This is a genomic window from Serratia sp. AR11 (genome assembly GCF_056376275.1).
The window spans coordinates 1,761,043-1,784,937 of record NZ_CM150739.1 but is presented as its reverse complement, the minus strand read 5'-3'; the positions used below and the strand labels follow the sequence as shown (position 1 = coordinate 1,784,937).

The window sequence follows — 23,895 nt, the reverse complement described above, 5'->3', positions numbered from 1 at the left end:
ACTTATTGATATAACAATAAGTTATTGATTTTATTATTGCTGTGAGGAAATCGGGTTTTTTATTGCCTGAATAAACCCCGCAGGAGAAAAATCACAGGGTTTGCGAGTAGCTAACCCATTTCGACATGTCCTGATGGGAGATATTTCCACCGCACACTACCATCCCAATGACGGCGTTAGCGGGAAGCTTGGGGGCAATGGCCATAGCCGCAGGTATCAGCGTCCCGGACGCCAGTTCAACCCATAATTTTGCATCTTCGCCAAAGGCCACCATTCCCTCTACCGCTGCCTTATCCGATACCACAACCACTTCTTCGATATAAGCTTGAGCATGGGCCAGCATCATTTCATCAATGACAGGCACGCCGAGGGTAGAGATAATTGAAGTCACCTCAATGTTCACCGGTTTGCCGGCGCGCAATGCCTGGTGCATCGAACTTGCCCCAGAGGTTTCAACCCCCCAAACTCTCATCTCTGGCTTTATGGCTTTTAGCGCAGTAGCCACACCAGCCAGCATACCGCCGCCGCCCACCGCAACCAGGACGTCGGTAAGTTCCGGGCAATCGGCAATGAACTCAAGTGCCAGGGTTCCGTGTCCTTCGGCAATCAGCGAGTCGTTGCAATCATCAATGACTACGTATCCCTGGTCAGCCAAAGCCTTGGCCCGCTCAAACGCAGCGTGAACATCAGATTCCACGATAACAGAGCTGCCCAGTTCACCCACCCGGTCGATGGCGGTTGCCGGGGCACTTTGCGGCATAATAATAGTGACATCAGCCCCAAAGATCTTCGCCGCCTCGGCTATCGCAATGCCAAAATTACCGCCGCTCACCGCCACAAACCGGTTATCTTTAACATTATCCGCCAGGCTCAAAAACTTGTTAAGCACGCCCCTGGCTTTAAAAGAACCCCCCAACTGAGTATTTTCAAGTTTCAGGAAAACCGGCCTCTGTAGTTTTTCAGTCAGTTTCGGTGCTGGAATAGTGGCGGTGCGAATAACTTTCCCATTGAGCCGTTCTGCTGCTTCAGTAATGGCGGTAAATTCAATTAATTTTGTCATTTTTGCCCAGTCAGGTGAATTTTATTGTTGCGCATATAAAGCTGCCATTTTAATCCTGCAGCCTTTATCGGAATACACGTCAAACTACAGACTTTTACTGCCGTTTTCTATTGCTTCACGCCAGGGTGCGATAAACAAAAAAAACCGTCCGAGGGGCAATGGCCAACGGCGCAATGCACTCTCCAGACGGGTTCATTTTCGGTTAATCACTTAGCCGTGCTAATGGTTAGCACGCATCGGTATTACTTCTGTTCTGCCTTGCTGACGGTGTCTTCGGCTTTCCACACGCGGTATTTCACTTCCACGTCTTTCGGTGCGTAGACCACGATTGGCAGGCGGCTGTTGTAACGTTGCATGGCAGCGTCACCCAGGTTGGCAGCGATAAATTTCTGCTGTTTGGTATTGTCCGGGCAAGCCATCATGGTGGAAGCCGGCTCAGACAGTTTTTCCACTACCAGGTAGTCGTAACCCCAACCGGAAAGGGTTTTGGTTTCCAGCGTACCGCCAATCATGTGGCGGTTACAGTCCACTTCCAGCGTTTTGCCAATCAGCAGTTCAACCTTGAAATTCTCTTCGTGTTCCTGCTTCGGCAGGTAAATCACCTGGCGGCTCATGCCCTTTTCGGCTTTCGGGTAAGGAGCGACCTTTTCCAGCGGCTGCTTGCTGATATCGGTGTCTTCGGACGAGGTAGCAGCAATGGCGCTGGCGGAAACGGCCATCAGCAGGCCGGAAAATACAACGGATGCCTTGTTCATGTTTATATCCCTACAATTTATTAAATGCTCCGGGCATAAGCTAATACACTACTGGCAAGCTCGCCAGTAGTTTAATCTTCTTTACAATATGCAATGACCAGTGGCAATAACCCACCAATGGCCATTAATTAGGATAAATCATTAACGAGTTGCGTTTTTGGCGATATAAGCTTTCACCACCTGATAGACATAATCCTGGCACGCCAGGCCAGTCTGCGGATCGTATTTACCCTGATTGGTAATATTGTTGGACAGCACGCGGATGCCGACAAAGGGAATATTGAAGGAAGCGGCGATCTGCGCGGCGGAGGCGGTCTCCATCTCTTCAACCGAGGTATGATAGTTTTCGTGGAAGTAACCAATACGGTCCAGTTCACTGTTCCACACATCGGCGGAACCAATAACCCCTTCAACCACCTTGCCCTGGGTATAGCTACTCTTCACACTTTCAGCTATCGCCAACAGTTTGGCGTCAGCCGGAAACTGACGGATGCTGTGGGCATTTTTATCTTCACCGGCACTGCCTTTCGAAGCCAGTAAATCCATCGGCTGCCATTGTCGCGAGTCACTGCCTTCCCCCGCCGCCTTCTTCGGTGTTTTAAATGCCCCCAGGCTGACCGAATACTTGCCTAATACGATGTCGTACACCTTCAGCGCCGGGTCGTGGCCACCGGCAGTTCCCTGATTGATAATTGCTACCGGATGAAATTGGGTTGCGGCAATAGCCGTCGCGGCCGCTGCATTCGACATGCCTTTCAGGGTTTCTGACACCACCACCGGATAGCCATCCACCGTGCCGCGCCAGAAACGCCAACCGCCAATCTGCTCTTCACGCGGGTTTTCCAGGCGTTGGGCAAAACGTTCTGCCTCTACCGGCATCGCGCCCTGCACCACAATCGGCCCGGTAACCTGCGCTGATACCAAAGGGGAAAAAACCGCACTACAGGCTGCCAACAGCGCCAAATTCAATTTTCTTGTCATCACCACATCATTCCAATAAAAAGCAAACGATTACCTTAGCCGAAAGCCAATAATCCGCCTATTGCTTTCTTAAGCTCGGTACTCTGGGCATTAAGGTTTTCTTAAGACAGAATTATTACAGTGGCAACATCCGTTAATGTCACCGAGCCTGCGCGTGAACCCAAAACCTTCATTAAATCAATCCTCAACAACACCCAAAATTAAGACTAACGCCCTTTACTCCCTGCCGGCATCCTTTTACCGTTGGCAGGTTTTGGGATTGGTAGTCAGTGGCTTGCTGTTCCTTTGGCTGTCGCGAAACGAACAATTGGACTGGGCTGTCAGCAATTACTGGTTCGATGCCAGCAGCGGACATTTCCCTTGGCAGAACGATCGCTGGCTGGACTTGATTAACCACCGTTTGCTGAAAATTGGCGTTATCACCGGTGCGGTGCTGGCGCTGTTTTGGGGCATTTACCGCCGTAACCCGCGCATGATCGTCAGCATGTTGCTGATCGGTATTGGCCCATTGGTGGTCGGCATTCTTAAAGCCACCAGCGCACATTCCTGCCCATGGGATTTGATCGAATACGGCGGCAAGGCGATGTCCTACCCGCTGTTCGGCACCATTCCGACAGTGCCCGGGCCGGGCCGTTGCTTCCCTGGTGGTCATGCCTCCAGCGGTTTTGCAGTGATGGCGCTGTTTTTCCTGTTTTATCCGCAACGCCCGCGCCTGGCCTACTGGTGCTGGTTCGGCGGTATTGCGCTCGGCATGCTGATGGGTTTTGGTCAGGTGATGCGCGGCGCACATTTTCTTACCCATAACCTGTGGGCAGGTTGGTGGGTTTGGCTCAGCCAACTGGCTGTTTATTGGATGGTGAGCGGGTATCTCCGCCGCAAGACGAGGTAAATATTATGGAGCAATTGAATTATCTTCTTTTCGCCTGGATCAACGCGACCCCGGCGTCCCCCGAGTGGATGATTGATATCGCCACCTTTTTGGCGCGCGATCTGATCGCTATCGTACCTATGCTGATCGTTGGGCTATGGCTGTGGGGGCCGCAGAATCAACTGGTGTCGCAGCGTCAAGTGGTGGCCAAGACGACAATTGCTCTGCTGTTCGCCATGCTTGCCTCCGCAACCATTGGCATGCTGCTGCCGCACGAACGGCCGTTTGTGGCCGGTGTCGGTTATACTTTCCTGGCCCATGCGCCAGACAGCTCCTTCCCCAGCGATCACGGTACCGCCATCTTCACTTTCGCTCTGGCCTTTTTGTTCTGGCATCGGGTCTGGTCAGGCATTTTATTGCTGGCTGTCGCGGCTGGCATTGCCTGGTCACGCGTCTATCTTGGCGTGCACTGGCCGCTGGATATGGTAGGCGGCTTTCTGCTCGGCCTGGTTGGCTGCCTGTTTGCTCAATTGGTCTGGAACCTGTTTGGCGATAGCATCGCCGACAAGCTGACGCGCCTGTACCGCTTCCTGTTCGCCTTCCCGATCCGCAAGGGCTGGGTGAAAGAGTAAGCCTGTATTTTGGCCGGGGCGGCATCGCCCCGGCTATCACACCACCCCGGTTGTCACGCAGAACTCACGCGTTTTCCCCGCCCCGATCATCATTCTCGAGTCTTCACTTTGCCCTTGCGGACTACAGGTGGCCGGCTGAATGAACCTGAACAGGCGCTGATTTCCCTGCTGTGTAATACGGCGCAGGCCATAATTGAACTGCTCGGTGGAGAAACGCGTAACATATCGCCTCCCCTTCGACGCCAACATATAGAACTCGGCCTGATCAACATACAGTGACAAATCGTCCGAGCACTGTAGCCCTTCTTCGGTGATGCTCCCCGGTGGCGTCAGCGCCGGCGTCGGCAGGTTCTGCCTGAACACCGCTGCGGGAATACAGCCGTAGTTAAGCTGGCAAACATAACTTAGCGGCAGGGGGCGGTCGGCAAGGTTGGTGATTTGCATATCAATGGAGAATTGAGCACTGTCCGCCGTCAAACGGACCGCCGGACGCAACCGACAATGTTGATGGGCAGATTCCCCACGGCCGTACAGCGCCAGCGTATCGCCCTCAACCTGTAACCAGACAAGCTGCATGTCTAATAATGTCCCCCCCTGAGGTGACCAAGGGGAATGAAAGGCAACACTGCCGTCCGGTTTGCCCCCGAGAGTTTTCACACTGCGACGGCCCGACTTCAACGAGTAACCATCAAAATCGGCATCCCAAATCGTCAGCGCGCGGTAAGGCAATACTCGCAGTGAGCCACGGCGGTTTGCCAGCGTCAGCATCGGCCCTGCGGCTTCACAGTTAAAAGCGGTGACTACAAAATCCGCATTGCGGAAAACTTCATACGGCTGCGCTCCGAACTGGTCTGGCGCCAAATTTATTATCATATCCATACTTTTCCCCTGGGTGTTCACGCGAGTATCCCGCGACCAACGCCTAAAATGTTACTTAAATAACATTTATCTCACCCCATGTTATACGTTAAACAGCCAAAAAACGATGATCTGGCATTCATTTTTAAACATCACTATGTTTGCCGCCAGTTAAATGTTATTATTCTAACATTACTCACATCCTGCTTTGATAAAACCTTAATAAGGAATCGAGATGACTACCGAAAACATTGATTACGCCCGCTATGTCGATCACACCCTGCTGGCGATGGATGCCACTGAAGAGCAAATCGCCAAACTGTGTGAAGAAGCGCAACAGCACAACTTCTACGCCGTCTGCGTTAACTCTGGTTACGTGCCATTGGCTGCGCACCTGCTGCAAGAAAGCGAAGTGAAAATCTGCTCGGTGATTGGTTTCCCGCTGGGTGCCGGCCTGACGGTAACCAAAGCTTTCGAAGCTAAAGCGGCAATTGCTGCCGGCGCGCAGGAAATTGACATGGTGATCAACGTGGGTTGGCTGAAAAGCGGCCTGCTGGATGAAGTTAAAGCCGACATCGCCGCAGTGCGCGAGGTTTGCGCGGCGATCCCGTTGAAGGTAATATTGGAAACCTGCCTGCTCAGCGATGCGCAGATCGTTCAGGTTTGTGAAATGTGTCGCGAACTCGATGTGGCCTTCGTTAAAACCTCTACCGGCTTCAGCACCGGCGGTGCTCGTGAAGAGCACGTCAAACTGATGCGCGCGACGGTGGGCAGTGAGATGGGCGTTAAAGCATCCGGCGCCGTGCGCGATCGCGCAACCGCCGAGAAGATGATCAAAGCAGGTGCAACGCGTATCGGCACCAGCTCTGGCGTAGCAATCGTTTCCGGTGATCAGGCCGCTGCCGGCAGCTACTGATAACCTGAGGCGTCTGGGTACCGGGCGCACGCCGTGATAATCTGATGCGGGGTAATAAGTTCAGCCGATGGCTGGGCCGCTATTACCCCGCATTTGTGTGTTCAGCCCTGATGAAACTTTCTTAACCCTGTGGGAAGACAGACAGATGGAAACGCGGCGCGAAGAACGTCTCAATCGATTAGTCCAGGCGTTAAAGCGCTCTGACAAGATCCACTTAAAAGAAGCCGCCGTCCTGTTGGGCGTGTCAGAAATGACCATTCGCCGCGATCTCAGCGCAGAACCGGCGGCCGTGGTTCTGCTGGGCGGTTACGTGGTGGCCGATCCGCGCAGTAACGGCGTGACCCACTATTTTGTTTCCGACCAAAAAGCCAAGCAGGTCACGGAAAAACGCCGTATCGGCCTGCTCGCCGCGCAGCTTATCAGCGAAAACGACACCGTATTTTTCGACTGCGGCACCACTACGCCGGCGATCATCGACGCAATCGCTGACGACCTGGTCTTCACCGCGGTCTGCCACTCACTCAATACCTTCCTGGCGTTACAGGACAAACCGAACTGCAAGGTGATCCTGTGCGGCGGCGAATTCAAGCCGAACAACTATATATTCACCGCCGTCGGCCGCCACAGCGAGCTGGATCATATCTGCCCCAATATCGCCTTTATCTCCGCCGCCGGTTTGAGCCTGCAGCATGGCGCAACCTGCTTTAACTTTGATGAACTGGAGATGAAGCACCGGGCGATAACGATGTCACAGCAAAAAATCCTGGTGGCCGACCACAGTAAATTCGGCAAAACCAAACCCGCCTGCATCGGGCCATTGACTCAATTCGACCGGGTGATCACCGATCGCCAGCCTGACCCCGAATTTGCGGAGTTTTTCAGCGAAAACGCGATCGCCATTCGTTTTTAATCTGCATCCAGCCGTCGACCCCGGTCGGCGGTGCTCTTCCCCCCCCCCCTTCTATCTCGGCAAGATTTTGGACAAATAACGTGCAATTGATTCGATTATTTTATTATCCCTACCCGAAAGCAGGTTAATAAATTGAAACAGTTTTGCAGGCTTATTCCTTCTGCGCAGATAAATCTTACGCAATATTACTTTTTCACTCTGCATAACAACGCTTTTATATGATAAATCGCAGTAGCGTCCGCGTGATAAATATCAACAATTACGCAACTAACGCGCTTTAAATATAACCAATCCAGCTTATTTATATGATGAATGATTAAGCAATTCTATCCGCTATCCACTTAACTAGTTTACCCACGTTATTAGCTGGATATTCAAAATAAATAAAATAAAAACAATATGTTAAGACAAATTTCGCTTTAAATCGCAATGTGATCTGCGTCACTAAAACCGCTTAATCCGGGTTTTTAGCTAGATCCAAACTCTCGCTTAAAATATATTGCTCGACTTGCTGACAACGGCAGCGTTTTATCTGGTTACAGATTGTTCACGCCAGATAAACCCTGAAACATTGATGAGAGCGTTTTCAGCATGAAATCTTACACAAGCGCGCAACATATGCATGAAAAACCAATATAAACGCATTTAGCCGCACACATTACGCATTTGAGAGCATGATCACGGTTGTTTCTACTGTAAATCGTTATCTTGCCGCCAACGAAAATCGGCAGGCAATGACCTTCCGGCAGCAGTCCCGATACGACGCCCTATATAGGCTAAATATCATTTGATTAGTTATCCGGCACAACTGCCAAGGGTAATTAGACTATTAAACAACCAGGGGGACGCCAACCATCCCCGCAAGCAACATCTGATTCTTACCGATGCCGCCATCTGATATTGCGTCATTCGGATTTAACCTTAAGTTTTGCCTTTAATTTTAAATTAGCGTGTTCACTTCGGAGATATTTATGGACACTACACAGACCGGCACTATAGCCTCTGCGGCTTCTGGCTCTACCAGTACCTGGCGTAAAACCGACACCATGTGGATGTTGGGCCTGTATGGCACCGCGATTGGCGCGGGCGTTTTGTTCCTGCCAATCAACGCCGGTATCGGTGGTTTGATCCCCCTGATCATCATGGCCATCATTGCGTTCCCGATGACCTTCTTTGCGCACCGTGGCCTGTGCCGCTTCGTTCTTTCCGGCAAAAACGCCGGTGAAGACATCACCGAAGTCGTTGAAGAACACTTTGGTATCAGCGCCGGTAAGCTGATCACCCTGCTCTACTTCTTTGCCATTTACCCCATTCTGTTGGTTTACAGCGTCGCCATCACCAACACTGTCGACAGCTTCATTACCCACCAACTGGGGATGGCTTCGCCGCCACGTGCCATTTTGTCGTTGATCCTGATTGTCGGCCTGATGACCATCGTGCGTTTCGGCGAGCAGGCTATCGTGAAGACCATGAGTATCCTGGTGTTCCCGTTTGTCGCCGTATTGATGCTGCTGGCTGTGTACCTGATCCCGAACTGGACCACCGCCATCTTCGATAACGTTTCTCTGTCCGGCGCAGGCACGGGTATGGGTCATGGTCTGGTTATCACCCTGTGGCTGGCGATCCCGGTGATGGTGTTCTCCTTCAACCACTCACCAATCATCTCTGCCTTTGCCGTAGCCAAGCGTGAAGAGTACGGTCAGGAAGAAGCCGAGAAGAAATGCTCCCGCATTCTGGGCTTCGCTCACATCATGATGGTGTTGACCGTAATGTTCTTCGTGTTCAGCTGCGTGCTGAGCCTGTCGCCGGAAAACCTGGCGGAAGCCAAGGCGCAGAACATCTCCATTCTGTCTTACCTGGCTAACCACTTTAATAACCCGATGATTGCCTACATCGCACCGGTTATCGCCTTTATCGCCATCACCAAATCGTTCCTCGGTCACTATCTGGGTGCACGTGAAGGCTTTAACGGTCTGATTGCCAAGTCGATGAAAAGCCGCGGTAAAACCATCAGCACCAACAAACTGAACCGTATCACCGCCCTGTTTATGCTGGTGACTACCTGGATTGTTGCGACCCTGAACCCAAGCATCCTCGGCATGATCGAGAATATGGGTGGCCCAATCATCGCCATGCTGCTGTTCCTGATGCCGATGTACGCTATCCGTAAAGTGCCGGCCATGCGCAAATACAGCGGCCACATCAGTAACGTGTTCGTGGTAGTGATGGGCCTGATCGCCATCTCCGCAATCCTGTACAGCTTCTAATCAAGCCCAGCCGGCGCTACCTTGCGCCGGCTTTTCAGCACGGCCCCCTTTCCTGCATTAACGCCTAACACCTGAAGAAGGAGGCGAGACCATGGTCAGCGTTTTCGATATTTTCAAAATTGGTATTGGCCCATCCAGCTCCCACACCGTCGGCCCGATGAAAGCCGGCAAGCTGTTTGTCGATGAATTGATTGCCAGCCAGCAGTTGATGGATACCACTCGCGTGGTGGTGGACGTCTACGGTTCGCTGTCGCTGACCGGCAAAGGTCACCACACCGATATCGCCATTATCATGGGCCTGGCGGGTAACCTACCGCACGATGTTGATATCGACGGTATCGCCGGTTTTATCCGCGACGTTGAACAACGCGGCCGCCTGTTGCTGGCCAAGGGCCACCACGAAGTGGATTTCCCGCTGCAAACCAGCATGAATTTCAACAGCGATAATTTACCGCTGCACGAAAACGGCATGCGCATCAGCGCCTTCGCCGGTGAACAACTGTTACACTGCAAAACCTATTACTCTACCGGCGGCGGTTTTATCGTCGATGAAGAAAACTTCGGCCTGGCTGCGGCCAATCCGGTTCAGGTGCCCTTCCCGTTCAACTCGGCGCGAGACTTGCAGCAACACTGTAAAGACGCCGGTTTGTCGCTATCCGGCCTGGTGATGCAAAACGAATTGGCGCTGCACAGCAAGACCGAGATCGACGCGCACTTCGCCGACGTCTGGCAGGTGATGCGCGCCGGCATCGAACGCGGTATGAACACCGAAGGTCTGTTGCCCGGCCCGATGAAGGTTCAACGCCGCGCCGCTGCCCTGCGCCGCCTGCTGGTGACCGGCGACAAGAACAATATCGATCCGATGAACGTGGTCGACTGGATCAATATGTTCGCCTTTGCCGTTAACGAAGAAAATGCTGCCGGTGGCCGTGTGGTCACCGCCCCGACCAACGGCGCCTGTGGCATCATCCCGGCGGTGCTGGCCTATTACGACCAGTTTATTCGCCCGGTAAACCCCAATTCCTACAGCCGTTATTTCCTGACGTCCGGTGTGATCGGTGCGCTGTACAAGATGAACGCTTCAATCTCCGGTGCCGAAGTGGGATGTCAGGGCGAGGTGGGCGTCGCCTGCTCAATGGCCGCAGCAGGGTTGGCAGAATTGATGGGCGGCAGCCCGGCACAGGTTTGTATCGCGGCGGAGATCGCCATGGAGCACCACCTGGGGCTAACCTGCGATCCGCTGGCCGGTCAGGTTCAGGTACCCTGTATCGAACGTAACGCGATTTCCGCGGTGAAGGCGGTCAATGCCGCACGTATGGCGCTGCGCCGCACCAGTGAGCCGCGCGTGTGCCTGGATAAGGTGATCGAAACCATGTATGAGACGGGCAAAGACATGAACGCCAAGTACCGCGAGACATCGCAAGGGGGATTGGCGATCAAGGTAGTGGCCTGTAACTGATAAAAAATGAGGGCGCAATCATCAATGACGGCGCCCTCTTCTTAAAGCTTATTGCTGTAACCCTTAACCAAACACGCTACCGAACCACTGGGTCAGCTTCATCATCACCATGTCCCAGATGCGGCTGAAGAAGTTACCTTCTTTCACTTCCTGCATCGCCACCAGCGGATACTGCTCAATGGTTTTACCGTCAAGCTGGAAATCAATGGTGCCGACCACCTGATTTTTTGCCAGCGGGGCTTCCAGCGTCGGCTGGTTCAGCTTGTAACTGGCCTTCAGGTTTTTCATCTGCCCTTTCGGGATGGTAACGGCTGCGTCTTTCGCTACGCCCAATGGCACTTCGCCGACGTCGCCAAACCACACTTTCTGGGTCACAAACGGCTTGTCCGTTTTAATTGGCGTGGCGGTTTCGTAGAAGCGGAAACCCCAGGTCAGCAGTTTTTCACTTTCACTAAAGCGGATACGGTCGCTTGGCGCCCCCAGCACTACCGAAATCAAACGCATTGGCCCGTCGGTAGCGGAGGCTACCAGGTTATGCCCGGCGCCACCGGTATAACCGGTTTTGATGCCATCAACGCTCAGGTTGGTGCTCCACAACAGACGGTTGCGGTTAACCTGACGAATTTTATTGAAGGTGAACTCTTTTTCTTTGTGCAACGCGTACTCATCCGGCACATCGCGGATCAGTGCCTGGCCGAGCAGCGCCATATCGCGTGCGGTGCTGTACTGCCCTTCCGCATCCAGGCCGTGCACCGTCAGGAAATGGGTATTCTGCAGGCCCAGGGATTTGGCGTAGTTGTTCATCAAGCCAACAAACGAATCCTGACTGCCCGCGACATAATCAGCCAACGCGATGCTGGCATCATTACCCGACTGAATGACGATGCCCTTGTTCAGTTCCATTACCGGCACCTGATCGCCCGGCTTGATAAACATCAACGAGGAGCCGCGCAGCGCCGGGTTGCCAGTTGCCCAGGCATCCTTACCCACGGTCACCATATCCTCAGGTTTAATCTTGCCGGCCTTGATCGCCTGGCCGATCACATAGCTGGACATGATCTTGGTCAGACTGGCGGGGTCAAGACGGGTGTCGGCATTGCCTTCCGCCAGGATTTTTCCGCTGTTGTAATCCATCAGCACGTAGGCCTTGGCGTCAACCTGTGGCGCGGCCGGCGCTTCGGCCGCCTGAACAACAGGTACGGCCAGCAACAGTATGCTGACGCTAAAAGTTAATTTTTTCAGAGTGCTAGGTAAGTTTCTTTTCATCATGACGTCGCCAGAGTATCCATTCAAATCATTGAAATAGCGTTAACTTTCAAACATATTCACGTTTTCAGCCAACCAGCGAGAGTGGCCCGGCACGCATTTACCAACCGCAAACTCCCTGCGGCCCCATGACGGGTGAGCGGCGCACCGAAAATGCCCTTGCTGTGAGTTTATTAGATTCATCTTATTTTTGCAGGGTTTAGCATGAATTTTCATCATTTTTACATAACTGTACGCTGTTACGCGTAATTTGGATAAAAAGCCAGCCGTAAGTATTTTTTTTATACTACCCACCGCTAAACGGCTGCACATCTAAACTGCTGAACATCTGCGCCTCCATACGTCCAAATAAGATTAATATATTCCAAAAATGCATATTGAACGGTTATTTATTCTTTTTAATGCGCTTATTGGCAGAGCTATCATCCATATAACGGCTTTTAAACCGCATTATTTTGGAGACACCCCATGGCCATACCTCATTCCGTCATCGATATGATCGGCAATACTCCGATGCTGGAACTGACCGGGTTCGATACCGGCCCCTGTCGGCTGTTCGTCAAACTGGAGAATCAAAACCCCGGCGGTTCGATCAAGGACCGAGTGGCACTATCGATGATCGAACAGGCGGAGCGTGACGGCAGCCTGCAGCCCGGCGGTACCATCATTGAAGCCACCGCCGGCAATACCGGCCTGGGGCTGGCTCTGGTGGCCGCCCTGAAGGGATACAAACTGCTGCTGGTGGTACCGGACAAAATGAGCCGGGAGAAGATTTTCCATTTGCGTGCGCTGGGTGTGGAAGTTTTGCTGACCCGTTCCGACGTGGGCAAGGGCCACCCGGCTTACTATCAGGACTACGCCAAACGCCTGGCGAGCGAGACGCCCGGCGCGTTCTATATCGATCAGTTTAACAATCCTGCCAATCCGGCGGCCCATTCCCGCACCACCGCCCCGGAACTGTGGCAACAGATGGAGCATCAGGTGGATGCTATCGTGGTCGGTGTCGGCTCCGGCGGCACGTTGGGGGGACTGAGCCACTATTTCGCAGAGGTGTCGCCGCAGACCGAATTTGTGCTGGCTGACCCGGCCGGTTCGATCCTGGCGGATTATCTCGATAATGGCCAGATAGGCGAGGCCGGCAGTTGGCTGGTGGAAGGCATAGGTGAGGATTTCGTCCCGCCGTTAAGCGATTTCAACCAGGTGCGCAACGCCTACCGCATCGGTGATGCCGAGGCCTTTACCACCGCACGCGACCTGCTGCGCAAAGAAGGTGTGCTGGCCGGCTCGTCTACCGGCACCCTGTTGGCCGCCGCGCTGCGCTATTGCCAGGCGCAGACAGAACCGAAACGGGTGGTCACCTTCGTGTGCGACAGCGGCAACAAGTACCTGTCTAAAATGTATAACGATCACTGGATGCTGGAACAGGGCCTGTTGAGCAAACCGCAGCATGGCGATCTGCGCGATCTGATCGCCTACCGCCATGACGAGGGCGCGGCAGTGTCGGTGACATCGGAAGATACTCTGGCGATCGTCCATGCCCGCATGCGGCTGTATGACATTTCGCAGTTGCCGGTGCTGGAGGGCGATCGGGTGATCGGTCTGATCGACGAGTGGGATCTGCTGAATGCCGTGCAGGCGGATGCCAAACATTTCAGCCTGCCGGCCTCCCGCGCCATGACCCATTCGGTCAAAACATTGCAAAAGGAAGCCAGCTATCAGGATTTGCTCGCCACCTTCAATCACGGCCACGTGGCGGTGGTGCTTGACGGCGAGCGTTTCCTCGGTCTGATTACCCGCACAGACGTACTTAACGCCTGGCGCCAAAAATTACGTTAATAAGGATGATTGTATGGCCAAGTTTGATACGTTGACCGTTCACGCCGGCTATACGCCGGACGCTACCGGCGCAGTGATGCCGGCCATTTATGCCACCTCCACCTATGCCCAACCGGCACCGGGGGAGCATACCGGCTATGAATATTCGCGCAGCGCCAACCCAACACGTACCGCGTTGGAGAGTGCCATCGCCGAACTGGAAGGCGGCAGCCGCGGTTACGCTTTTGCTTCTGGTCTGGCAGCCTGCTCGACGGTGCTGGAGCTGCTCGATCAGGGCAGCCACCTGGTGGCGGTTGACGATCTGTACGGCGGGACCTATCGCCTGCTGGAAAAGGTACGTAGCCGCACCGCCGGATTGCGTGTTACCTATGTTTCCCCGGCGGACATTGCCGCACTGGAGCAGGCGATCGAACCGGATACCAAAATGATCTGGGTGGAAACGCCGACCAATCCGCTGTTGAAGCTGGCGGATCTTGGCGCCATCGCAGCGATCGCCAAAAAACACGATTTAATCAGCGTGGCGGACAACACCTTCGCCTCACCTTATATTCAACGTCCGCTGGAACTCGGCTTTGACGTGGTGGTGCATTCCGCCACCAAATACCTCAATGGCCATTCCGACGTGGTGGCCGGTGTGGCCGCGGTAGGGAATAACCCGGAGTTGGCCGAACAGCTGGGCTTCCTGCAAAACGCGGTAGGCGGCATTCTCGATCCGTTCAGCAGTTTCCTGACGCTGCGCGGTATTCGCACGCTGGCGCTGCGCATGGAGCGTCACAGTAATAGCGCCTTGCGCATCGCCCAGTGGCTGGAAAGCCAACCACAGGTAGAAGAAGTCTACTATCCGGGCCTGCCGAGCCACCCGCAACACGCGCTGGCGGCCAAGCAGATGAGCAGTTTCGGCGGCATGATTTCGGTGCGTTTGAAAGGTGACGATGCCTTTGCCCGTCGGGTGATCAAGCGTTCAAAACTGTTCACCCTGGCAGAAAGTCTGGGCGGCGTGGAAAGCCTGATTAGCCAGCCGTTCAGCATGACCCATGCGTCGATCCCGCTGGAGCAGCGGCTGAAAACCGGCATCACGCCACAGTTGCTGCGTCTGTCGGTAGGCATTGAGGATGCGGATGATCTGATCGCCGATCTGCAGCAGGCGCTGGCGGAGTAATCGCAGCCCTGATGTAAAACCGTAGGGGTCGAACATGTTCGACCCGATTTAACCCATTGGGCGCTGCATGCGGCGCCCCCTTCCATTAGGCGACAACGTCCTGATAATAGCGCTGCGCCACGTCGGGATGAGAGCGAATGCGCCCCTTCAGGTAGTTAAAACCCACGTCACGCAACAGCGGATTATGCGGATCGCTGGCCGGACCACGCGCCTCGGCCGCCAGATGCGCAGGGAGCTGATACAGCGGCACCACGGCGTCCAGCCGTGCCCCGAGGAAGAAGGCAATCGACAGGCGCTCGCTGCCTGCCGGCGGCGTCTCTACCCGGTGCACCGTGGCACGCAGATAGCCGTTGGTTGCCAACTCCAGCAGTTCACCGATGTTGACCACAAAGCTTTCTTCAAGCGGTTCGGCGTCAACCCAGCGCCCTTCGTCAACTTCAACCTGCAGGCCTTTCTGCCGGTCCTGCAGCAAAAAACTGAGAAAACCGGAGTCTTTATGGGCGCCCACCCCTTGCCCGCTGTCGGTAGCTTCACGCCCCGGGTAGCGGATCAGTTTGATATGTTCATTGGGTTTGTCGCCATAGAGCGAATCAAATGCCTGCTCCGGCAACGAAAGCGCCAGCGCGAAGGCGCGCAACAGTCGCAGCGACATGGCGGTCATCGCCTGCTGCCACTGCAACAGCAACGGCTTCAGTTCGGGTAGCGCCTCAGGCCATTGGTTCGGCCCCTGCAAACGTGCCCAACGCGGAGTCTCATTGGCCAGTTGCAACGCAGGACGCTCCGCGCCGATATCGAACTGTTCACGCCAGTCCGGCTGTCCGCGCGTCAGTTCGGCCGCCGCTCGGTTATAACCGCGGAAATGCGGCGAATGCACCATCTGCACCGCCAGCTTGTCCGCTTCCGGCAGCGCAAAAAACTGCCTGGCATGCTGCTGCAGTTGTGCATTCAACCTGTTATCCACGCCGTGTCCGCGCAGATAGAAAAAACCTACGTCACGGGCGGCCTCACGCAACCCATCAAGAAATGCCTGCCGCTGTCGCCGGTCGCCGTCAAGCTGCGAAAGACTCAGTTGCGGCAGCGTCTTCAACGTCAGTGGTGGCGTCATTATCCTGTTCCTCTTCATCTCCGATAAAAACCGGACCGCTATAAAGGCGAATGATCAGCATCGTTAACTCCTGGATGGCCAGTGCATTAGCCCTATAGTTACCACCCCGCCAGAGACGCCAGCCAATATTGTTGCGTTCTAAGTTATGCAAAGATTCAACAAAGCGTCGCAAAACTGTCATCAAGGTTTCTTATGCTCTGCGCAATTTGTTTGCCGCCACTGGCTGGCGGCTTACGCTATCCGCTATTCTGTATACACCCCCATTTCACTCCCTGCCTGCTGGAGAAATACTGATGGATTTAGCCTTATTCGACCTGGATGAAACCCTGATTGATGATGACAGCGCCAGCCTGTGGATGCGCTGGTTAGTCACCGAGGGGTTTGCGCCGGCGGAACTGGAACAGCAGGAACAGCAGCTGATGCAGCTCTATTATCAGGGCAAGCTGTCGATGGAGGATTACATGCAGGCCACGCTGGCCCCGTTGGCCGGCCTGAACACCCAGACGGTGGCCGGTTGGGTGCAGCGTTATATCCGCCGCGATATTCTACCCCGTGTCTACCCCGCCGCTCGTGAACGACTGCTGTGGCACCGTGAGCGCGGCGACTGCATTTTGGTGATTTCCGCCACCGGCGAACATCTGGTCGCGCCGATTGCCGCACAGTTGGGTGCCGACGACGCACTGGCGATTGGCGTTGAGGTGCAAGACGGCCGCTTCACCGGTAACACTTACGGCACCATGACCTACCAACAGGGCAAGGTAACTCGCCTGAAGAAGTGGCTGGCTGAACACCCGGAGCTGAGCTTCGAGCACAGCCACGGTTACAGCGACTCACTCAACGACAAGGCGATGTTGGAATATGTCGACAGCGCCACGGTGATTAATCCGGACAGAGAGCTCAACGCGCTGGCGGTGGAGCACGGCTGGGAGATTTGCCGCTGGGAGCGCTGAATGTGCCGCCCGGTCGGCAAAAAATGCCTTCCGGTGTGACAACGACTCAATTGTGGCGTACGAATAACAGCTTAGGTTAATTCACCCGTATAAAGAGGCGTTCTATGCTGACCATTTGGGGTCGTGAAAATTCGAACAACGTCAGAAAAGTGCTGTGGTGCGCCGCAGAACTGGAGCTGAACTACAGCCATATCAATGCCGGTGGCGCCTTTGGCAAAGTGAACGATGAGCTCTACCGTTCATTAAACCCGAACGGCCTGGTGCCGTTGCTGCAGGACGATGACTTCGTGCTGTGGGAATCCAACACCATAGTGCGCTATCTGGCGGCAAAATTTGGCAGCGAGCCATTCTACCCGCAGGATCTACAGGCACGCGCCAGCGCTGAGAAATGGATGGACTGGACCACCGCCACCATTGTCAGCCACTTTAGCGTAGTGTTCTGGGGCCTGGTGCGCACCAAGCCGGAACTGCGCGACATGGCCAAAATTGAAGCGGCGATCGCCGCGCTGGAAAAGCACTTCAACATCGTGGAAGAAACCCTGGGCCGCCAGCCTTATCTTTCCGGCGAGTCGTTCGGTATCGGTGACATCCCGCTTGGCAGCTTTGCTTACGCCTGGTTCTCAATGCCGATTGAGCGCCAACCCCGCCCGAACATGGAACGTTGGTATCAGCAACTAACCGAACGCCCGGCCTATCAGCGTGGCGTCATGAGTGAGTTAACCTGAGTTTTCTGCGCCCCTGCCGGGGCGCTATTATTTCTCCGCCAGTTGCCGGAACATCCCCCTGAAGTCATCTGGCCCGCCGCCCCTAACGCACCCAGCGTGCTGACCCCATGTTTATATTAAATTTCAACATGTTGCCTTTTCCACGGACTGTGCTTAAGTTAAGGGTTCACCAAGGAGGAAACATGAACATCACCGTTACCGAGATACCTGACGAAGAGACCCTCAACGTGATCCGTTTGGGGTTGCGGGCCCATAATAGCCCGTATATTGACCCGACCCAACGCAAGCCCCTTGCCGTCTATAGCCAGGATGAAGCCGGTCGGGTGGTCGCAGGCCTGACCGGTGAAACCTGGGGCAACTGGTTGAGCGTGGAATGGCTGTGGGTGGATGATTCGCAGCGCGGCAGCGGGTTAGGTCGCAAGGTGGTGCTGGCGGCGGAACAGGAAGCCAGGGCGCGGGGTTGTCGTTATGTTCGCCTGGATACCTTCAGCTTTCAGGCGCGCCCCTTCTACGAGACACTCGGTTACCAACTACAGATGACGCTGCAGAATTATCCGGTAGAGCACGAATGTTACGTTCTCACCAAAACTCTTTTTGAATAGCAGGTGGCTTGATGGAAACCGCAACCATGGTTGTGAATTGCGTGGCGTACAAGGCCGGTCAACGGCTGGGTGAAGTGACCATTGATGATATCAGCGAGGTGGTCAAACAGCCGGACACCTTCGTCTGGCTCGGGTTGTGGCAGCCGGAAGACGCCTTTATGCGCAAGGTGCAGGAGGAGTTTGGCCTGCACGATCTGGCGATTGAGGATGCGCTTTGCGCCCACCAGCGGCCCAAGCTGGAAGCCTACGGCGATTCACTGTTTATCGTGGTCAAAACCGCGCAGTGGGGTCAGGGCGAAGTCGAATACGGCGAAACACACTTCTTCGTCGGCAAAAACTTCCTGGTTTCAGTGCGCCACGGCGCATCACCCAGCTATGCGCCGATCCGCGCCAAAGCCGAGGAAAACCACAGGCAAATGTGCCGTGGGCCGGGTTTTGCCTTGTATTCGGTGCTGGACTTTGTGGTGGATAACTACCGTACCGTGGTGGCGAAGTTCGAGCAGACCATCGAAGGCATCGAAGCCAACATGTTTAAATCGGAGTTTGATCAGGCCGCCATTGAGAATGTCTATACCCTGCGCCGTCACCTGCTGGCACTGCGCAATGCCGCGATGCCGATGGACGAAATCTGCAATCAACTGATTCGCCTGCATGAAGAGGTGATCCCGAAAGAGCTGCGCGCTTATGTACGCGACGTGCAGGACCATGCGCGCCAGGTGGTCAGCAACATCGACGATATGCGCGAAATGCTGACTAACGCCATGCACGTCAACCTGGCGCTGGTCACGGTTAAACAGAACGAAGTGGTAAAACGACTGGCGGGCTGGGGGGCGATCCTGGCGATCCCAACGGTAATATTCAGCCTGTACGGCATGAACTTCGCCAATATGCCGGAACTGAAATTCCCCTGGGCCTATCACACCATCCTCGGGGTGACCGGCGTCGGCTGCTTCTTCCTGTATCAAAAACTGAAGAGATCCGGCTGGCTGTAAGCGGCACTGGGGCTGCGCACGACAGCCCCGTTTTTACCCTTTACTCGGGCTGAACCTGCGGCAGCGGGCCTGGTCGGGTCAGCAGACTGCCAATCAGAAAGGCCGCCCCGCCCGCCAACAGACCCCCGTAGATTGGGCTGTTGGCCTCAATGCCGTGATAATACATCAGCACCAATACGCTCAGACTGCCGGTCAGCATGCTGGCGATAGCACCGGTGCTGGTGGCACGTTGCCAAAAAATCGCACCGATCAGCGGGATCAACATACCGCCCACCAACAGGTTATAGGCCAGCGTTAGCGCCATCATTACGTCGCGCACCACGAACGCCAGCCCCAACATAATGCAACCCATGACAAACGTCGTGAATCTCCCGGCCGCCAGCCCACCGGAGGGCCGCTTGCGGACAGCCGGCAATACATCTTCCAGCGCGATGGTTGACGATGCCAACAAACAGGCACTGGCCGTCGACATCAGCGCCGCCAACGCCGCCGCAGCCACCAGCCCGCTGACGCCCGGAGGCAGCACCGCCTGAGCAATGGCGGCAAAGGCGCCGTCGGTATTGGTCAGTTGCGGCAGTACCAACTTGCCGGCCATGCCAATCAGAGCACCGGCCACCCCATACAGCACGCAGTACACCCCAGCCCCCAACCCAGCATAGCGAGCAATATTGGTGCTGCGGGCGGTAAATACCCGCTGCCAGATATCCTGACCAATCAGAATGCCGAAGAAGTAGATCAGGAAGAACACCAGGATGGTATCAAGCCCGATCGACGACAGCTGGTAGTAGCTGTCCGGCAACAGTTGACTGAACGCCGCCCAACCCCCGGCCTTGACGATGCTCATCGGCATCAACACCAGCATCATGCCGACAGTCATGATGATAAACTGGATGATGTCGGTTAGCGTCAACGACCACATACCGCCCAGCGTGGAATAAAGCACCACCAAACCGCCGCCGAGCAGAATCGATGCGGTGAACGACAAATCAAACATCACCTGCATCACACTGCCGATAGCAATAATCGAGGTCACGGCCACCATCAGGTCATAAGCCAGCATAATGGCACCGCTGGTGACCCTGGCGGCCGGATGATAGCGCCGCGCCAGCACCTGGCTGACGGTGTAGAGCTTTAGCTTGAGCAAGGGTTTGGCCAACACCAGGCTCAACACCACAATCCCCGCCCCCAGCGCACCACACAGCCACACGCCCGAGATCCCGTAGGTGTAACCCAATTTAACGCTGCCAATGGTCGACGCCCCGCCAAGCACCACGGCGGACAGCGTGCCCAGGTACAAACAGGGCCCCAGATTGCGGCCGGCCACCAGATAATCTTCCTTGGTGGTGGCCCGGCGAACGCCAAGCCAACCCACCGCCCCTATCACCAAAAAGTAAAACACCACTACCAGCAGGTCGAGATTCATCGGTCACTCCGCATGCTTGTTATTATTCGGTATCAGGCGCAACGGCTCCGCCGATCGGGTTATCGGTCGCCTTATCGCGACGGCAGTACACACAGCATTTCAAACAATAGGTTGGCCGCCAGTAGCGCGGTGTTGCCGGAACGATCGTAAGGCGGCGAAACCTCCACCACGTCGCTGCCGACCAGGTTTAGCCCCCGGCAGCCTCTGACAATTTCCAGGCCCTGCCAGACCGACAGCCCGCCGACCTCCGGCGTGCCGGTGCCCGGTGCAAATGCCGGATCCAGGCCGTCGATGTCGAAACTGAGATAAACCGGCGCATTGCCCATCTGCTCGCGCACTTCCTCCATCAGCGGTGCCAACGAGCGGTACCAGCAGGCTTCTGCCGGTACCACGCGGAACCCCTGCTTGCGCGACCAATCGAAATCATCAGCCTCATAGCCGCTGCCGCGCAGGCCAATCTGAATGACCCGTTGTGGCTGCAATAGCCCCTCTTCAAAGGCTCGCCGGAAAGTTGTTCCGTGTGCCAACTTTTCACCAAACATCTCTTCGTTGGTGTCTGAGTGAGCATCTACGTGAATCAAGCCGACCGGGCCATATCGGCTGGCCATGGCGCGCAGCACTGGTAACGTCAGCGTGTGGTCGCCCCCCAGCGTCAGTGGAATGCAGCCGTGGGCCAGAATACCGTTGTATGCCAGCTCAATGCGGCGAACGCTGTCTTCCAGGCTGTAAGGATTGATGGCGATATCCCCCAGGTCGGCCACCTGCAGCCGTTCAAAAGGTGCGGCAGCGGTGCCCATGTTGTATGGGCGGATCATCACCGACTCCTGACGGATTTGCCGCGGCCCGTAACGCGTGCCACTGCGGTTTGAAGTGCCAATATCGAGGGGAATACCGACGAAGGCCGCATTCAGCCCCCGCGCATCGTCGGCAACGGGCAGACGCATCATGGTAGGGATACCGGCAAAGCGCGGCATATCATTGCCACTCTGGGGTTGATTCAGCATGATCTTTCCTTATTCGGCTGTCAGATAATTTCAACATTTGGATAACAAATACAGGCTACCCGCCCCCTGACAGGGCTACCATTCCATCTTTGGGATGTAAGTATTGAAAACACCGATGTTTGTTAACACATTGAAGCATTGGATTTTATTTAACATTCATGCCATAAAAAGACAGTTTTACGGCCGCCAGCTTCATTTTGGGGATGTTATGAAATGGTTAATTGCGCGCTATTACTGCGGAGGAAAGGATGCTCACCAACCTAAGCGATATTGATCTGCGGCTGCTGCGGGTCTTCGTCGCCGTCGCCGAAGCCCATGGCGTCAGCGCCGCCCAGGAAACGTTGCTGATGAACCAGTCGACCATCAGCACCCATCTCGCCACCCTGGAAACCCGGCTGGGATTTCGCCTCTGTCAGCGAGGCCGATCCGGTTTTATGCTGACACCGAAAGGCGAACGCATGCTGATCGCCTGCCGCACCCTGTTCAACGCCGCGCGTGATTTCACCCGCGTCAGTCAGTCGCTGAATGGGCTACTGACCGGTGATTTGCAGATTGGTCTGGTAGATAATCTGGTGTCGCTGCCGGGTAATCCCTTCAGCCATGCCATCAAACAATTTCAACGTCGACATCAGGATGTGCAGTTACAGTGCCGCATTTGCGCCCCCGGCGAAATAGAACAGGGACTGCTGAATCAGCAACTCGATTTGGGCATCGGTTATTTCGGTCAGCAGTTGGACGAGTTGCAGTATCAGCCCTGGATAGCAGAGACGCAGGCGGTTTATTGCAGCAGCGATCATCCGCTGTTTTCGCTGGAGCAACCGGGGCGTGAACAGATTGAAAATGCACGCTGGGTTAAACGCGGCTATTTGTTGGCACAGCAACTTTGTCCGCTGGCACCGTTAAATCTCGGCGCCGTCGCCCATCATATGGAAGGGGTCGCCCATTTGGTGCTCAGCGGCGAGTACCTCGGTTACCTGCCCACCCATTACGCTGCACGTTGGGTAGAGCAAGGCGTATTGAAACAGTTAGGGGGGCAAGCACTGTCTTATCAGGCGGCATTGAGTCTGGTGACCCGGCCGGGGTTGCCGAAGGAGGCCCTGAGCGCATTGCTGGAGGATTTGCAGCGCGCCGGAGAGATTTCAGCCGCTATGGTGTTGATGCAGTAACCCTGCGCGCTGGATAAAAAAATGCCCCGCACTTGGCAGGGCATGTTCGAAACGCTTAGTTGACCGGCATACGCGCCGGATCCGGGTACTGATATTCAAACCCCAGTTCATTGCAGATACGGCTGCCGTCCACCAGACGACCGCCCTGCTCCGTCTCGGCGGCAAACTGCGGCGGCGACAGATTTAACTGTTCAGCCAGAGCCGGGTAGAACTCACGTTTGGTGGGATGGGCCGGGGCGCACAGGTTATAAACGTGGCCGCCTTTCGGCAGTTTCAGCAACAGTTGGATCGCGCCGATCACGTCGTCCTGATGCACCAGATTGACTCCTTGCGAACCGCCTTTGACATCGACTTTGCCCGCCAGGAAACGCCCGGGATGGCGATCGCCCCCCACCAGCCCCGCCAGACGCAAAATATCCACCGAGGTGTTCGGCAGTTCATGCAGCCAACGCTCCAGCTCTGCCAGCACCAGGCCGGAAGGTGAAACCGGCTTCAGCGGCGAATCTTCGCGTACCGTGCCCGTGGTTTCCCCGTACACCGAGGTTGAACTGGTAAACAGAATGCGCGGCACACCGAAGGCCATCGCGCTGTCCACCAGCATGCGCACCGCATTAAAATAGTTTTCGCTGCCTTCGACGGTGCGGCGGGCCGGGAGTGTTATCACCAGCGCATCGACGCGCAGCAGCGCCTCCAGATCCTCCGGCTCGCAAATCAGTTCCGGCGTCAGTTCCAGCTGATAGCATTCGATCCCGCTCATCCGTGCGGCCTCGACGCCATCCGGCGTGGTTTTACTGCCAACAACGTCAAACCCACGGCTCATCAGCGACAGAGCCAGCGGCATACCCAACCAACCCAGGCCAATAATGGCTACCTTTTTCATCAGCTTCCTCTCTTGAAGACTGCAACGCTTTGCCCATTAAGGCTACGCCAGTCGGCGTAGTGATTCAATCCACCGACCTTA

23 protein-coding genes are annotated in these 23,895 nt (G+C 55.2%); 13 read left to right on the top strand and 10 right to left on the bottom strand.

The annotated features are described in order from the left end of the window. Nucleotides 1-91 precede the first annotated feature (91 nt). The 3 genes from ACSOSI_RS08475 to ACSOSI_RS08465 form a co-directional block, all read right to left on the bottom strand. Nucleotides 92-1,060 (bottom strand): threonine ammonia-lyase, encoded by a 969-nt coding sequence (locus ACSOSI_RS08475; RefSeq protein WP_476706878.1) that lies wholly within the window; start codon nt 1,058-1,060, stop codon nt 92-94. 242 nt (nt 1,061-1,302) lie between these two features. Continuing rightward, nucleotides 1,303-1,815 carry a serine protease inhibitor ecotin gene (eco, locus tag ACSOSI_RS08470; protein ID WP_012006070.1) on the bottom strand — a complete coding sequence of 171 codons (513 nt, stop codon included), beginning with the start codon at nt 1,813-1,815 and terminating at the stop codon, nt 1,303-1,305. A gap of 141 nt (nt 1,816-1,956) precedes the next feature. Further along, on the bottom strand, nt 1,957-2,796 hold the full coding sequence (locus tag ACSOSI_RS08465; protein ID WP_126501468.1) for a 5'-methylthioadenosine/S-adenosylhomocysteine nucleosidase: 840 nt from the start codon (nt 2,794-2,796) through the stop codon (nt 1,957-1,959). Nucleotides 2,797-2,932: 136 nt separating this feature from the next. Here ACSOSI_RS08465 and ACSOSI_RS08460 point away from each other — a divergent pair, with 136 nt between their 5' ends. Both ACSOSI_RS08460 and ybjG read left to right on the top strand, forming a co-directional pair. Further along, nucleotides 2,933-3,685: a phosphatase PAP2 family protein gene (locus tag ACSOSI_RS08460; RefSeq protein ID WP_476706877.1), complete on the top strand. Its 753-nt coding sequence runs from the start codon at nt 2,933-2,935 to the stop codon at nt 3,683-3,685. 5 nt (nt 3,686-3,690) lie between these two features. After that, nucleotides 3,691-4,296 (top strand): undecaprenyl-diphosphate phosphatase, encoded by a 606-nt coding sequence (ybjG, locus tag ACSOSI_RS08455; RefSeq protein ID WP_135344461.1) that lies wholly within the window; start codon nt 3,691-3,693, stop codon nt 4,294-4,296. A 36-nt stretch (nt 4,297-4,332) separates the two neighbouring features. Here the strand turns inward: ybjG and ACSOSI_RS08450 are convergent, their stop codons facing one another. Next, nucleotides 4,333-5,175 carry an aldose epimerase family protein gene (locus ACSOSI_RS08450; protein ID WP_476706876.1) on the bottom strand — a complete coding sequence of 281 codons (843 nt, stop codon included), beginning with the start codon at nt 5,173-5,175 and terminating at the stop codon, nt 4,333-4,335. Between the two features lie 214 nt (nt 5,176-5,389). Here ACSOSI_RS08450 and deoC point away from each other — a divergent pair, with 214 nt between their 5' ends. From deoC to ACSOSI_RS08430, 4 genes are all read left to right on the top strand, one after another. Then, nucleotides 5,390-6,070, top strand: coding sequence for a deoxyribose-phosphate aldolase (gene deoC / locus ACSOSI_RS08445; protein ID WP_012006065.1), 681 nt, complete (start codon nt 5,390-5,392; stop codon nt 6,068-6,070). Between the two features lie 145 nt (nt 6,071-6,215). After that, the gene (gene deoR, locus ACSOSI_RS08440; protein ID WP_041418513.1) at nt 6,216-6,980 is read left to right on the top strand and encodes a DNA-binding transcriptional repressor DeoR; all 765 of its coding nucleotides are present in this window, start codon (nt 6,216-6,218) and stop codon (nt 6,978-6,980) included. A gap of 971 nt (nt 6,981-7,951) precedes the next feature. After that, a complete protein-coding gene (locus tag ACSOSI_RS08435) occupies nt 7,952-9,247 on the top strand; it encodes an HAAAP family serine/threonine permease (RefSeq protein ID WP_012006063.1) in 1,296 nt (431 codons plus the stop codon). Between the two features lie 91 nt (nt 9,248-9,338). Then, a complete protein-coding gene (locus tag ACSOSI_RS08430) occupies nt 9,339-10,706 on the top strand; it encodes an L-serine ammonia-lyase (protein WP_476706875.1) in 1,368 nt (455 codons plus the stop codon). Nucleotides 10,707-10,769: 63 nt separating this feature from the next. Here the strand turns inward: ACSOSI_RS08430 and ACSOSI_RS08425 are convergent, their stop codons facing one another. After that, nucleotides 10,770-11,975 (bottom strand): serine hydrolase, encoded by a 1,206-nt coding sequence (locus tag ACSOSI_RS08425; protein WP_012006061.1) that lies wholly within the window; start codon nt 11,973-11,975, stop codon nt 10,770-10,772. A 465-nt stretch (nt 11,976-12,440) separates the two neighbouring features. On the opposite strand from ACSOSI_RS08425, the gene ACSOSI_RS08420 reads away from it, so the two are divergent. Next, complete coding sequence (locus ACSOSI_RS08420) at nt 12,441-13,808, top strand: pyridoxal-phosphate dependent enzyme (RefSeq protein ID WP_476706874.1); 1,368 nt, start codon at nt 12,441-12,443, stop codon at nt 13,806-13,808. A 13-nt stretch (nt 13,809-13,821) separates the two neighbouring features. Next, nucleotides 13,822-14,967: a trans-sulfuration enzyme family protein gene (locus ACSOSI_RS08415; RefSeq protein ID WP_261136355.1), complete on the top strand. Its 1,146-nt coding sequence runs from the start codon at nt 13,822-13,824 to the stop codon at nt 14,965-14,967. An 85-nt stretch (nt 14,968-15,052) separates the two neighbouring features. On the opposite strand, the gene ACSOSI_RS08410 is transcribed toward ACSOSI_RS08415, so the two are convergent. Both ACSOSI_RS08410 and ACSOSI_RS08405 read right to left on the bottom strand, forming a co-directional pair. Next, complete coding sequence (locus ACSOSI_RS08410) at nt 15,053-16,072, bottom strand: isopenicillin N synthase family dioxygenase (RefSeq protein ID WP_261129948.1); 1,020 nt, start codon at nt 16,070-16,072, stop codon at nt 15,053-15,055. Continuing rightward, entirely contained in the window at nt 16,017-16,253 is a 237-nt protein-coding gene (locus ACSOSI_RS08405) for a hypothetical protein (RefSeq protein ID WP_071592999.1), read from the bottom strand. The genes ACSOSI_RS08410 and ACSOSI_RS08405 overlap by 56 nt, the downstream gene beginning before the upstream one ends. A 112-nt stretch (nt 16,254-16,365) precedes the next feature. Between ACSOSI_RS08405 and ACSOSI_RS08400 the strand changes: the two genes are divergently transcribed. The 4 genes from ACSOSI_RS08400 to ACSOSI_RS08385 all read left to right on the top strand — a co-directional run bounded on the left by ACSOSI_RS08400 (nt 16,366) and on the right by ACSOSI_RS08385 (nt 19,341). Continuing rightward, on the top strand, nt 16,366-17,022 hold the full coding sequence (locus tag ACSOSI_RS08400; protein ID WP_012006057.1) for an HAD family hydrolase: 657 nt from the start codon (nt 16,366-16,368) through the stop codon (nt 17,020-17,022). A gap of 104 nt (nt 17,023-17,126) precedes the next feature. Further along, the gene (locus ACSOSI_RS08395) at nt 17,127-17,747 is read left to right on the top strand and encodes a glutathione S-transferase family protein (RefSeq protein WP_476706873.1); all 621 of its coding nucleotides are present in this window, start codon (nt 17,127-17,129) and stop codon (nt 17,745-17,747) included. A 182-nt stretch (nt 17,748-17,929) separates the two neighbouring features. Next, nucleotides 17,930-18,349 (top strand): GNAT family N-acetyltransferase, encoded by a 420-nt coding sequence (locus ACSOSI_RS08390; protein ID WP_476706872.1) that lies wholly within the window; start codon nt 17,930-17,932, stop codon nt 18,347-18,349. Between the two features lie 11 nt (nt 18,350-18,360). Next, nucleotides 18,361-19,341, top strand: a complete 981-nt coding sequence (locus tag ACSOSI_RS08385) for a magnesium and cobalt transport protein CorA (RefSeq protein WP_012006054.1) — start codon at nt 18,361-18,363, stop codon at nt 19,339-19,341. A 40-nt stretch (nt 19,342-19,381) separates the two neighbouring features. Here ACSOSI_RS08385 and ACSOSI_RS08380 read toward each other — a convergent pair whose 3' ends face one another. Next, nucleotides 19,382-20,764: a sodium:solute symporter family protein gene (locus ACSOSI_RS08380; protein ID WP_012006053.1), complete on the bottom strand. Its 1,383-nt coding sequence runs from the start codon at nt 20,762-20,764 to the stop codon at nt 19,382-19,384. Between the two features lie 71 nt (nt 20,765-20,835). Then, a complete protein-coding gene (gene speB / locus ACSOSI_RS08375; protein WP_017892214.1) occupies nt 20,836-21,768 on the bottom strand; it encodes an agmatinase in 933 nt (310 codons plus the stop codon). A gap of 248 nt (nt 21,769-22,016) precedes the next feature. Between speB and ACSOSI_RS08370 the strand changes: the two genes are divergently transcribed. Then, nucleotides 22,017-22,934, top strand: coding sequence for a LysR family transcriptional regulator (locus ACSOSI_RS08370; protein ID WP_017892213.1), 918 nt, complete (start codon nt 22,017-22,019; stop codon nt 22,932-22,934). Between the two features lie 55 nt (nt 22,935-22,989). On the opposite strand, the gene ACSOSI_RS08365 is transcribed toward ACSOSI_RS08370, so the two are convergent. After that, on the bottom strand, nt 22,990-23,814 hold the full coding sequence (locus tag ACSOSI_RS08365) for an SDR family oxidoreductase (protein WP_012006050.1): 825 nt from the start codon (nt 23,812-23,814) through the stop codon (nt 22,990-22,992). Between the last annotated feature and the right edge of the window lie 81 nt (nt 23,815-23,895).

What these genes read in the sequence shown, in the direction of transcription:
- ACSOSI_RS08475 (WP_476706878.1), bottom strand. Translation starts at nt 1,060, where the DNA reads ATGACAAAATTAATTGAATTTACCGCCATTACTGAAGCAGCAGAACGG.
- eco (WP_012006070.1), bottom strand. Translation starts at nt 1,815, where the DNA reads ATGAACAAGGCATCCGTTGTATTTTCCGGCCTGCTGATGGCCGTTTCC.
- ACSOSI_RS08465 (WP_126501468.1), bottom strand. Translation starts at nt 2,796, where the DNA reads ATGACAAGAAAATTGAATTTGGCGCTGTTGGCAGCCTGTAGTGCGGTT.
- ACSOSI_RS08460 (WP_476706877.1), top strand. Translation starts at nt 2,933, where the DNA reads ATGTCACCGAGCCTGCGCGTGAACCCAAAACCTTCATTAAATCAATCC.
- ybjG (WP_135344461.1), top strand. Translation starts at nt 3,691, where the DNA reads ATGGAGCAATTGAATTATCTTCTTTTCGCCTGGATCAACGCGACCCCG.
- ACSOSI_RS08450 (WP_476706876.1), bottom strand. Translation starts at nt 5,175, where the DNA reads ATGGATATGATAATAAATTTGGCGCCAGACCAGTTCGGAGCGCAGCCG.
- deoC (WP_012006065.1), top strand. Translation starts at nt 5,390, where the DNA reads ATGACTACCGAAAACATTGATTACGCCCGCTATGTCGATCACACCCTG.
- deoR (WP_041418513.1), top strand. Translation starts at nt 6,216, where the DNA reads ATGGAAACGCGGCGCGAAGAACGTCTCAATCGATTAGTCCAGGCGTTA.
- ACSOSI_RS08435 (WP_012006063.1), top strand. Translation starts at nt 7,952, where the DNA reads ATGGACACTACACAGACCGGCACTATAGCCTCTGCGGCTTCTGGCTCT.
- ACSOSI_RS08430 (WP_476706875.1), top strand. Translation starts at nt 9,339, where the DNA reads ATGGTCAGCGTTTTCGATATTTTCAAAATTGGTATTGGCCCATCCAGC.
- ACSOSI_RS08425 (WP_012006061.1), bottom strand. Translation starts at nt 11,975, where the DNA reads ATGATGAAAAGAAACTTACCTAGCACTCTGAAAAAATTAACTTTTAGC.
- ACSOSI_RS08420 (WP_476706874.1), top strand. Translation starts at nt 12,441, where the DNA reads ATGGCCATACCTCATTCCGTCATCGATATGATCGGCAATACTCCGATG.
- ACSOSI_RS08415 (WP_261136355.1), top strand. Translation starts at nt 13,822, where the DNA reads ATGGCCAAGTTTGATACGTTGACCGTTCACGCCGGCTATACGCCGGAC.
- ACSOSI_RS08410 (WP_261129948.1), bottom strand. Translation starts at nt 16,072, where the DNA reads ATGACGCCACCACTGACGTTGAAGACGCTGCCGCAACTGAGTCTTTCG.
- ACSOSI_RS08405 (WP_071592999.1), bottom strand. Translation starts at nt 16,253, where the DNA reads ATGACAGTTTTGCGACGCTTTGTTGAATCTTTGCATAACTTAGAACGC.
- ACSOSI_RS08400 (WP_012006057.1), top strand. Translation starts at nt 16,366, where the DNA reads ATGGATTTAGCCTTATTCGACCTGGATGAAACCCTGATTGATGATGAC.
- ACSOSI_RS08395 (WP_476706873.1), top strand. Translation starts at nt 17,127, where the DNA reads ATGCTGACCATTTGGGGTCGTGAAAATTCGAACAACGTCAGAAAAGTG.
- ACSOSI_RS08390 (WP_476706872.1), top strand. Translation starts at nt 17,930, where the DNA reads ATGAACATCACCGTTACCGAGATACCTGACGAAGAGACCCTCAACGTG.
- ACSOSI_RS08385 (WP_012006054.1), top strand. Translation starts at nt 18,361, where the DNA reads ATGGAAACCGCAACCATGGTTGTGAATTGCGTGGCGTACAAGGCCGGT.
- ACSOSI_RS08380 (WP_012006053.1), bottom strand. Translation starts at nt 20,764, where the DNA reads ATGAATCTCGACCTGCTGGTAGTGGTGTTTTACTTTTTGGTGATAGGG.
- speB (WP_017892214.1), bottom strand. Translation starts at nt 21,768, where the DNA reads ATGCTGAATCAACCCCAGAGTGGCAATGATATGCCGCGCTTTGCCGGT.
- ACSOSI_RS08370 (WP_017892213.1), top strand. Translation starts at nt 22,017, where the DNA reads ATGCTCACCAACCTAAGCGATATTGATCTGCGGCTGCTGCGGGTCTTC.
- ACSOSI_RS08365 (WP_012006050.1), bottom strand. Translation starts at nt 23,814, where the DNA reads ATGAAAAAGGTAGCCATTATTGGCCTGGGTTGGTTGGGTATGCCGCTG.